This is a genomic window from Amycolatopsis sp. cmx-8-4 (assembly GCF_046548675.1).
Classification (GTDB): domain Bacteria; phylum Actinomycetota; class Actinomycetes; order Mycobacteriales; family Pseudonocardiaceae; genus Amycolatopsis.
Window position 1 is genome coordinate 76,796 of record NZ_JAEBDZ010000035.1, and the last position, 9,343, is coordinate 86,138.

The following is a 9,343-nucleotide window of genomic DNA, read 5'->3' on the forward strand; positions in this document are numbered from 1 at the left end:
GGACATCGGGGGACCGGCGATCCCCGACTCGCGCGGGTGAGGTTCGTGACCGGTGCGGTTGGACTCGGCCGGGCCGGGAACCCCGCACCGTGACGGAGGGAGCGTACGTGGCCGGAGAATCGGGTGTGATCGTCGTCGGGGGTGGGCTGGCGGGGCTGAGCGCCGCCGCTCGGCTGCACCGGGCCGGGATCGGGACCACCGTGCTGGAGGCGGGCGACGACGTCGGCGGCCGGGTCCGCACCGACGTGGTCGACGGGTTCCGGCTCGACCGCGGGTTCCAGGTCCTGCTGCCCGCGTACCCCGCGGTGCGGCGGCTGGTCGACGTGAAAGCGTTGCGGCCCAAGCCGTTCACCCGCGGCACGATCGCCGTGACCGAGACAGGCCGCCGCTGGCTGGCGGGTCCGTGGCACGGGCTGCCCGCCGTGGGCGGGGCCGCCGGGTTCGCCGCCGGCCATCCCGGTGACGCCGCGCGGATGGCGGCCCTGGCCGCCCGGGACCTGCTGGCGCCGGACGCGACCGTCCGGGCCGACGCCGGGCGCAGCACCGCCGAGGAGCTGCGGCGCTGGGGCTTGAGCGCGGCCACCGTCGAGCAGGTGCTGCGGCCGTTCCTCGCCGGGGTGTTCCTGGACCCGTCGTTGCGGACGTCCGCGCGGATGTTCCACTTGCTGTGGCGCAGTTTCCTGCGTGGCGGCGGCGTACTGCCGGCTGACGGCATGCAGGCCCTGCCGCGTCAGCTGGCCGACGGCCTGCCGCCCGGCACGGTCCGCACCGGCGTCGAGGTCGCCGAGATCACCGCCGACGGCGTCCGCACGGGCGACGGCGAGCACCTGCCCGCGCGAGCCGTGATCGTGGCGACCGACGGCGACACCGCCGCCCGGCTCCTGCCCGGCGTCGAGGCGCCCGCCTGGCACGCGGTGACGACGTTCTACTACCGCGCCGCGACGACGCCGTTGCGGTCGCCGACGCTGCTGGTCGACGGGCTCGACGAGCTGCTGCTCAACACCGCCGTGCTCAGCGAGGTCGCCCCGGGGTACGCCCCGAGCGGCTCGGCGCTGATCTCCGCGTCGGTGCCCGATCGCGCCGACCCCGGCCTGGAGCCGCAGGTCCGGCGCCGGCTGGCGCGGATCTACGGCACCGGGACCGGCGGCTGGGATCTGCTGGCCGGCTATGCGCTGCCCCGGGCGTTGCCGGTGTTCGGGCCCGGTGCGCCGCTGCGACGTCCGGTGCGGCTCGCCCCCGGTCGTTACGTCTGCGGCGACCACCGCGACACGCCGTCGGTGCAGGGAGCACTGGTGTCCGGGCAACGCGCGGCGGCCGCGCTGCTGGCCGACCTGAACGGCTGACGCGCGGGCGGTGCCAGGCCTCTGACGGAGCGTATACGCTGTGTCCGGTTTCCGTGACGCTCGGGGAGGTGAGTGCGGTGCTGCGGTTGTTGGGGGAGGTGGCCGCGTCCGTCGACGGCGCGCCGGTGGACCTCGGGCACCCGCGGCAGCGGTGCGTGCTGGCCGCGCTGGTCGTCGAGCGCGGCCGGGTCGTGTCGACCGACCGGCTCGCCGAGCGGGTGTGGGGCGCCGCGGTGCCGCTGCGCGGCCGCGAAACCGTGCACAGCTACATCTCCCGGCTGCGCCGCGCCGTGAGCGCGGTGCCGGGGGTGACCGTCGTCCGCCGGTCCGGCGGCTACGCGCTGATCGCCGACGCCACGCCGCTCCCGGTCGACCTGTACGTCTTCCAGGACCTCTGCGCGCAGGCCGGTGCGGACAGCGACGACGCGCGGGTGGTGTCGACCCTCACCGAGGCGCTGGCGTTGTGGCACGGACCGGCGCTGACCGGCCTGACCGGCGACTGGGCCGACACCGAGCGCGACCGGCTGGAGCGGGCCCGGCTGGCGGCCCAGCTCGACCTGGCCGAGACGCGGTTGCGGCTGGGCGAAGGCACCGAACTGGTCGCCGGGCTCGCCGCCCTGGCCGCCGGGCACCCGTACGACGAACGCATCGCCGGCCTGTACATGACGGCCCTGCACCGGGCCGGGCGGACGGCCGACGCCCTCCGGCACTACCGGGAGGTCCACACCCGGCTGTCCGAGGACCTGGGCATCGACCCGACCGCCGCGCTGACGGACACGCACCGGCGGCTGCTGGGGCGCGATCGCGAAGCGCGTCCGCCCGCCGGTCCGGGCCGGAGCCCGGCCCGCCGCAACTGCCTGCCCCGCGATCTCCCGGACTTCACCGGGCGGGCCGCCGAGCTCGCCCGCCTGGTGACGCCGGCCGGCGACCGGGCCACCGTCTACTCGGTCGACGGGATGGCCGGGGTCGGCAAGACGGCGTTCGCCGTCCACGCCGGGCACCTGCTGGCCGACCGCTTTCCCGACGGCGTCGTGTTCGTGGACCTGCAGGGGCACAGCGCGGGGAAGACGCCGCTGACCGCGGACGAGGCGCTGGAGGTCCTGCTGGGCCAGCTGGGCATCGCGGCGACCGGCGACGCCAAAGCGCAGTGGCGCGCGAAGACCGCGGCGCTGCGGCTGCTGGTCGTGTTCGACAACGCCGTGGACGAGACGCAGGTGGCCGCGCTGCTGCCCGCCGGTCCCGGCCTCGTGATCGTGACGAGCCGGGCCCGGCTGCCGGACCTCGCCGGGGCCCGGCCGATCTCCCTGGCCGTCCTGCCGGAGGAAGAAGCCACGGCGTTCTTCGCCCGGCTGGTGGGCACCGACCGGGCGGCCGCCGAACCCGAGGCCGTGGCGCGCATCGTCCGCCTGTGCGCGGGCTTGCCGCTCGCACTGCGGCTGTCCGGGGCCCGGCTCGCGCACCGCACCGCCTGGCCGATCGCGTACCTGTCCGCGCAGCTGGCCGACGCGCGCCGGCGGCTGCCGAAGCTGTTCGCCGACCGCGAGGTGGCGCTGGCGTTCCGGATGTCCCACGAGCACCTGCCCCCGGAAGACCAGCAGCTCTTCTACGCGCTGGGCCGCCATCCCGGCGCCGACGCGGACACCGCCGTCCTCGCGGCGATGACCGGCACGCCGGTGGGGCGGGCCGATGACGCCCTGCAGCGGCTGGTCGACGTCCACCTGGCCGAGGAGGCCGTGCCCGGCCGGTACCGCCAGCACGACCTGCTGCGCCAGTACGCCCGCGGGCTCTCCGACGACCCGCGGATGACCGGGAAGATGCTCGACCACTACCTGGCCGCCGTCGCCGACGCCGCGGCCAGCTTCGAGGCCGGCGGCCCGGAAGCGGCGGCGGCGCACGCGTGGCTGCTGGCCGAGCGCGGCAACCTCCTGGCCGCGACGCGCTGCGCCGCGGCCGAGGGTTACGGCACCCACGCCTGGCAGCTGGCCATCTCCTTCTGGCACTTCCTGGAGCGCGACCTCGGCGGCGACCCGATCGAACTGCTGGAGCAGAGCCTGGCCGCGGCGCAGGAGACGGCCGAGGGCGGCGAAGGACTGCTGAGCACGTTGCTGGCGTTGGCCCACTGGTCCGCCGGCCACACCTCACGGGCGTTCGACCTGCTGACGGCGTCGGCGAAGCAGCCGGAGAACACCGAGTCCCACGCGCACACCCTCGCCCTGCTCGGCTTGATGCACCTGCAACGCGGCGACCACGAGCCGGCGGCGCGGCACGCGCAGGCGGCGGCCGACGAGCTGGCCGGCCTCGCCCGCCTGTCCCCGCTCGGCATCGACGCCCGGATCATCACCTGCTGGACCCGCGGCGTCGTCCGCTGGCTCAACGGCGACTACGAGCCGGCGCTGGCCTTCCTGCGCACGGCCTACGCCGGCTGCGAAGAGCTGGGCCGGTTCAGCCCCAACGACCACGTGCTCACCGCGCTGGCCCGGTGCCTCATCGCGCTCGGCGACGGCGAAGAGGCCCTCGGCCACCTCCACCAGGCCCGTGACCTGCGGCAGCGGATCGGCGACCGGGAAGGCGAAGCCGAGGCCCTGGTGCTCATCGGCACGGCCCACCGCGCGGCGGGACGCGCCCACGACGCCCTGGAGCCGCAGCGCGCCGCGGTGACCATGCTCGACGACGACGCCCGCCTCCAGGCCTACGCCCGGATCGAACTCGGCCGGACCCAGCTCGCGCTGGGCAACGGAACCGAGGCCGTCGAGCACTTCACGCTCGTGGTCAAGGGCGAGCACCTCCACGAACGAGCCCAGGCCCACGCCGAACTCGCCCGCACCGGCGACGACCCGTCAGCGGCGCGGGACCACGAGCGGGCCGCCGCGGACATCGCCGCCCGGCTCGACCTGGACCGGCCGAAGTCGTTGCCCCACCTACGCCCCGCCGGCTGGTGAGCGGCGCACCTTGAACTTCAGGTGCAGCACCCGGTCACCCTGGATGACCAGGTGCGGATCCTCCAGCAGCTGCTGTCCCTCGATACCGGCGAAGAAGCGTTTGCCCGACCCGAACACCACCGGCACGACGTCCATCGCCACCTCGTCCACGAGGCCGGCGGCGAAGATCCGGCTGCCCGCTTCGCCCGCGTTCACCGCGATCGTCCGGTCCCCGGCCAGCTCCTGGGCCTTGGCGATCGCCGCCTTCGGGCCGTCGGCGAAGTGGTAGGACGCCTCGGGGTGCCAGCCGGCCGGCTTGGGCCGGTGGGAGACGACGACCACGTGCTCACCCGCGGGCGGTTTCCCCTCCCAGCCGTTCATCAGGTCGAACAGCGTGCGGCCCATGACGATCACGCCGATGCTCTCCCACATCGCCCGGACGTAGGGCGCCGACGCGCTCGAGACCCGGAAGCCGTTGCCCGCCCCGGAGTGGTCGAACTGCTCGTCGGGTGGTGTCCCGGTGATCGGGGTGTCGCCGGAGAAGTACCACTCGTGCAGGGGGCCGACGTCGTCGTGCTCGTCGGCGATGAAGCCGTCCACCGACACCACGTTCTGCATGATCACCGTGCCCACAAGGCCTCCTCAGGTCGTTTCGCCCGATCTTGGTGTCCCGGGCCGGGCCGCGCTTGTAGAAAATCACTCGGCGGGGATCGGCGGGAACGGTCCTTCGGCGGGGAACCGGCGCCGCAGGGCCAGGAACTCCGTCGGGGTGTGGCCGGTGAAGTCCTTGAACTCCTTGCCGAAGTGCGCCTGGTCGAAGTAGCCGACGCGGTGGGCGAGATCCGCCCAGCCGGTCGGGCCCAGCGCGTCCACGGACAGGATCAGCCGTGCGAACCGGTAGATCCGCGCCACCCGTTTCGGGGTGATCCCGACGTGGGCCTTGAACTGCGCGGCCAGGTGGTTGCCGCTCACGCCCGCCGCCTCGGTCAGCGCGCCGACCGGGACGGCGCCGTAGGAGGTCGCCAGCCGTCCGCCGGTGTGGCGGACCAGGTCGAAACCGCGCGCCGGCGCCTCGGCGAGCCGGGCGCGCAGCTCCTCCTCGACCACCCGCAGCGTCTCGCCGGCCGACCCGAGCTCTCCGAGCCGGTCGCGGATCCGGTCGAGGGACCGGTGCCACACGGCGTCGACCGGCACCCACCGGTCCCGCAGCTCGCTCGCCGGCACGCCGACGAACGGCGACAGCCCCCACGGCTTGAAGTGCACCCCCACGAGCCGCACCCGCGCGGGGAACTCGACGCGGAACCGCCGGGTCCACATCCCCATGAACCACCCGTCGGCGAACACCGCCGACGGCACCGAGGGGTCGGAGTCGTACAGGCGGACGGGCTCGCCCAGGTTGAGGAACAGGTGCGCCGACGGCATCGGCGGGACGCTCATCAGGCGGTGGCGCGGCACGCCGGTCTGGCAGTAGATGTCGTCGACGAACCGGTCGAGCGGCGGGGCGGGCACCTGGCCGACGTACTCCATGAGCCCAGTGTGGCCAGGTCGGTCCGGTCCGCGCGATAGGTTGCCCGCCATGACCGAGCCCGGACCCTGGCCACCGGCCCCGATCAGGACCGAGCGGCTCGTGCTCCGCGAGTCCGAAGCCCGGGACCGCGCGGCGTTCGTCGAGCTGTTCGCCTCGCCCGAGGTCGGCAGCTACATCGGTGGCGCGCAGCCGCGCGACGAGCTGGAGCGCACGGTGGCCGCGGTGCCCGGGCGGCGCTTCGGCCTCTTCGTGGCCGATCTCGACGGCGCGATGATCGGCATGATCACGCTCGACCGGCGCGACGCGGAGACCGAGCTCGGCTACCTGTTCCTGCCGGAGGCGTGGGGCTGCGGGTACGCCACCGAGGCGTGCGCGGCGGCGCTCGGCTGGTTCGCCGGCGCTCGCCCCGGTGAGCCGGTGGCGCTGCGCACCCGGACCGCCAACGTCCCCTCGATGCGGCTCGCGGCGAAACTGGGGTTCACCGAGGTGGAGACGTACGAGGCGTACGGCGCTCGGCAGTGGCTCGGCCGGTGGTCGCCGGTCAGGCCGGCCGGCCGGTGAGCGGCTGCAGGCCCGCGGGGTCGGGCAGGCCGTAGCGGCTGTTGAGCACCTGCATCGCCGCGCCGGCCGCGACCACGTCGGTGCCCAGCGTCGTCAAGCTGACTTCCACGGTGAGCCAGCCGGCGCCGGGGAGCTGGGTGCGCACCGCGTGCTCGACGGCGTCCCGGTAGACGTCGCCGTGGCGGAGCAGGTCGGCGCCGCCGAGGACGATGTGGCCCAGGTCGAGCGTCTGCAGCAGGTTCACCACGCCGGTCGCGAGCACGGCCGCGGCCGCGGCGGGGTCGGCCGCCCGTTCGTGGACGGCTTCCAAGCAGCCGTGCCGGCCGCACGCGCACCGCGGCCCGTCGAGCTGGACGACCGTGTGGCCGAACTCGCTGGCGTTGGTGTGCGCGCCGCGGTGGGCGGCGCCGCGCAGCCACAGGCCGGCGCCGACCCCGGCGTCGACCACCACCAGTGCGGCGTCGCGGAAGGCGGGGCCGCGACGCCAGGCTTCGGCGGTGACCCCGGCCGTGACGTCCTTGTCCACCACCACCGGCAGGCCCAGCTCGCGTTCGGCGAGCTCGGCCAGCGGGACGTCGCGCCAGTGCCGCAGCCGGTGCGCGCCGCGGACGGTGCCGCTCGACTGGTCGAGCGGCCCGATCATGCCGACGCCGACGCCCGCCAGAATCCGGGCCGGGTCCGCGTCGGCGGCCGGATCGGGCGTGCTCAGGCGGTGTTCGGCGATCATCGTCGTGACGCCGGAAGCGAGCCGGACCAGCAGCTGCTCCGGCGTGAAGTCGTCCGGCAGCGGGGTCGCGGCGGACGCGCGGACGGTGCCGGCCAGGTCCGTCAAGGCCAGGCGCAGCTCGCGGCGGGTGACCTGCGCGCCGATCGCCCAGCGGCTTTCGGGGACGAGCCGGTAGACCGCGGCCGGTTTGCCCAGCGCCGGCCGCCGCACGCCGGCCGGGGCGAGCAGGCCCTCCTCGACCAGGCGCGCCAGCACCTTCGACACCGCCTGCGGGGTCAGCCCGGTGACCTCGGCGACCGTGCCCCGCTCGAGGGTGGGCCGGGTCCGCGCCAGCGCGATCACCAGGGCCTCGTGGTAGTCCCGCAGGAAAGCCAGGTGCACCGCGTCACCTTACCGTCGGCGTCTGGAACTAACGCAACAGCGTTGCTAAAGTCGCCGGAATGGAGGATCTCACCCGCCGGCGCCGCTGGGCCGCGCTGCTCGCCCTGGCCCTCGGCTCGGTCGCGATCGGGCTGACCGAGTTCGTGCCGGCCGGGCTGCTGCCGGACATCGCGCGCAGTGTGCTCGGGGACGAGTACGCCCGGTCCGAATCGGACGCCGTCGCGCACGCCGGCTGGATGATCACCGCGTACGCGCTGGGCGTGGTCGTCGGCGCGCCCCTGATCGCCACGATCACCGCGCGGCTGCGGCGCAAACGCCTGGTGCTCGGGTTGCTGGTGCTGTTCGTGCTCGGCACCGCGGCGTCCGCGCTGGCCTCGACGTTCGGGCTGGTCCTGGTGGCCCGGTTCGCGGCCGGGCTGCCGCACGGCGCGTACTTCGGGGCGGCCGGGCTGCTGGCGGCGTCGCTGATGGGGCCCGGCAGCGAGGGCCGGGGGTTCGCGGTGGTGCTGAGCGGGCTGACCGTCGCCAACGTGGCGGGCGTCCCGGTGATCACGCGGCTGGGGCAGGCCGTCGGCTGGCGGACGGCGTACCTGGTCATCGCTGGGGTGTTCCTGCTCGCGCTGCTGGCCGTGGCGCTCACGGTGCCGGACGCGCCGGCCTCGGGCGGGTCGCCGGCCGACGAGCTGCGGACGTTGCGGCGGCCGCAGGTGTGGCTGGTCGTGGCGACCGCGTCGATCGGGATCGCCGGGTTCTTCGCGGTGGACAGCTATCTGGCGCCGATCACGACGTCGGTCACCGGGCTGTCGCCGGAGTCGGTCGCCTGGGTCCTGGTCGCCGTCGGGCTGGGCATGACCGTCGGCAACGTGCTGGGCGGCTGGTCCGCCGACCGGAACCTGCAGCGGGCCATGGTGGCGGGCTTCGGCGCGGTGATCGTCGCGAACGTCTACTTCGGACTGACCGCCGGCTCGGCGTTCGGGCTGTTCACCGGGGCCTTCCTGATCGGCGGGACGATCCTGTTCCTGGGTCCGGTCCTGCAGGCGCGGCTGATCGCGGTGGCGCCGGGCGCCCAGCTGATGGGGGCGGCGCTCAACCAGTCGGCGTTCAACGCCGCCAACAGCATCGGCGCGGCGCTGGGCAGCGTGGTCATCGCGGCCGGCCTGGGCTACCGCGCGACGGCGTGGGCCGGCGTCGTGGTGAGCGCGATCGGGTTCGCGCTGGCCGTGGCAGGCGTGGCGGTGGAGCGCCGCCGGGCCGCCCGGCCGGCGGCGGTCGCGGAAGCGGACCGGATAGGGTCCGGCGGGTGAAATACCCGGAACTGGAAACGGCGATCCTGAACCTCGTCATCGCGGCGAGCGATGAGAGCGCAGCGGCGTTCGGCGCCGCGACGATCACCCGGCTGCTCCGGGAAGAAGCCGTGGAAGACGCCGTGCCGGACGAGCTCTCCGAAGATGCCTGGGCCGCGCTGGCCGCCGCCCGCGCGTCGATCCTGACCGTCGACGCCGGTGAGCTGGGGGCCCTGATCGAGCGGATCGACGCGGGGATCCTCGTCGACGACGACCTCGACCGCGGGATCGTCGCCGCGTTGACCGCCCTGATGCACTGGAACAGCTACCTCCAGGGCGGCCGGCGAGGCGAGCTCTACGAACTGGCGATCCGCTCGATCGAGGACGTCGACTTCCAGGTGTCCGCCGATCTGGACGATATGCTGGCCACGCCCGAGATGGCCGCGGAGTACGACCGGATCCGCGGCCTGCTCACCTCCTAGTGTGTCGCGTCGTAAATTCGTGAGTTAAGTGGGTAGTATGGGGATATGTCGAGAACCGGGCGTCCGAAGGCTGAGCTGGTGTTGGCTGATGTCGAGCGTGAGCAGTTGATTCGCTGGTCG

Annotated in this window: 8 protein-coding genes; 5 read left to right on the plus strand and 3 right to left on the minus strand. The window is 74.5% G+C overall.

Annotation, left to right across the window (positions count from 1 at the left end; translation table 11 throughout):
* Positions 1-107 precede the first annotated feature (107 nt).
* Together ACLJQZ_RS41935 and ACLJQZ_RS41940 are read left to right on the plus strand one after the other, a co-directional pair.
* The gene (locus tag ACLJQZ_RS41935) at positions 108-1,343 is read left to right on the plus strand and encodes an NAD(P)/FAD-dependent oxidoreductase (RefSeq protein ID WP_410626563.1); all 1,236 of its coding nucleotides are present in this window, start codon (positions 108-110) and stop codon (positions 1,341-1,343) included.
* Between the two features lie 77 nt (positions 1,344-1,420).
* A complete protein-coding gene (locus ACLJQZ_RS41940; protein ID WP_410626564.1) occupies positions 1,421-4,282 on the plus strand; it encodes a BTAD domain-containing putative transcriptional regulator in 2,862 nt (953 codons plus the stop codon).
* On the opposite strand, the gene ACLJQZ_RS41945 is transcribed toward ACLJQZ_RS41940, so the two are convergent.
* Together ACLJQZ_RS41945 and ACLJQZ_RS41950 are read right to left on the minus strand one after the other, a co-directional pair.
* Complete coding sequence (locus ACLJQZ_RS41945) at positions 4,262-4,894, minus strand: dihydrofolate reductase family protein (RefSeq protein ID WP_410626565.1); 633 nt, start codon at positions 4,892-4,894, stop codon at positions 4,262-4,264. The genes ACLJQZ_RS41940 and ACLJQZ_RS41945 overlap by 21 nt on opposite strands.
* Before the next feature lie 63 nt (positions 4,895-4,957).
* Positions 4,958-5,788: a helix-turn-helix domain-containing protein gene (locus ACLJQZ_RS41950; RefSeq protein ID WP_410626566.1), complete on the minus strand. Its 831-nt coding sequence runs from the start codon at positions 5,786-5,788 to the stop codon at positions 4,958-4,960.
* A 49-nt stretch (positions 5,789-5,837) separates the two neighbouring features.
* On the opposite strand from ACLJQZ_RS41950, the gene ACLJQZ_RS41955 reads away from it, so the two are divergent.
* Positions 5,838-6,350: a GNAT family N-acetyltransferase gene (locus ACLJQZ_RS41955; protein ID WP_410626567.1), complete on the plus strand. Its 513-nt coding sequence runs from the start codon at positions 5,838-5,840 to the stop codon at positions 6,348-6,350.
* On the opposite strand, the gene ACLJQZ_RS41960 is transcribed toward ACLJQZ_RS41955, so the two are convergent.
* Entirely contained in the window at positions 6,331-7,458 is a 1,128-nt protein-coding gene (locus tag ACLJQZ_RS41960) for an ROK family protein (protein ID WP_410626568.1), read from the minus strand. The two genes, ACLJQZ_RS41955 and ACLJQZ_RS41960, sit on opposite strands and share 20 nt — an antisense overlap.
* A 59-nt stretch (positions 7,459-7,517) precedes the next feature.
* Here ACLJQZ_RS41960 and ACLJQZ_RS41965 point away from each other — a divergent pair, with 59 nt between their 5' ends.
* Both ACLJQZ_RS41965 and ACLJQZ_RS41970 read left to right on the plus strand, forming a co-directional pair.
* Positions 7,518-8,762: an MFS transporter gene (locus ACLJQZ_RS41965; protein WP_410626569.1), complete on the plus strand. Its 1,245-nt coding sequence runs from the start codon at positions 7,518-7,520 to the stop codon at positions 8,760-8,762.
* Entirely contained in the window at positions 8,759-9,223 is a 465-nt protein-coding gene (locus ACLJQZ_RS41970) for a hypothetical protein (RefSeq protein WP_328649324.1), read from the plus strand. Before ACLJQZ_RS41965 ends, ACLJQZ_RS41970 begins: the two co-directional genes overlap by 4 nt.
* Positions 9,224-9,343 lie beyond the last annotated feature (120 nt).

Excerpts from the sequence above, each read along its gene's own strand:
- ACLJQZ_RS41955 (WP_410626567.1), top strand. The coding sequence starts at position 5,838 with ATGACCGAGCCCGGACCCTGGCCACCGGCCCCGATCAGGACCGAGCGG.
- ACLJQZ_RS41950 (WP_410626566.1), bottom strand. The coding sequence starts at position 5,788 with ATGGAGTACGTCGGCCAGGTGCCCGCCCCGCCGCTCGACCGGTTCGTC.
- ACLJQZ_RS41965 (WP_410626569.1), top strand. The coding sequence starts at position 7,518 with ATGGAGGATCTCACCCGCCGGCGCCGCTGGGCCGCGCTGCTCGCCCTG.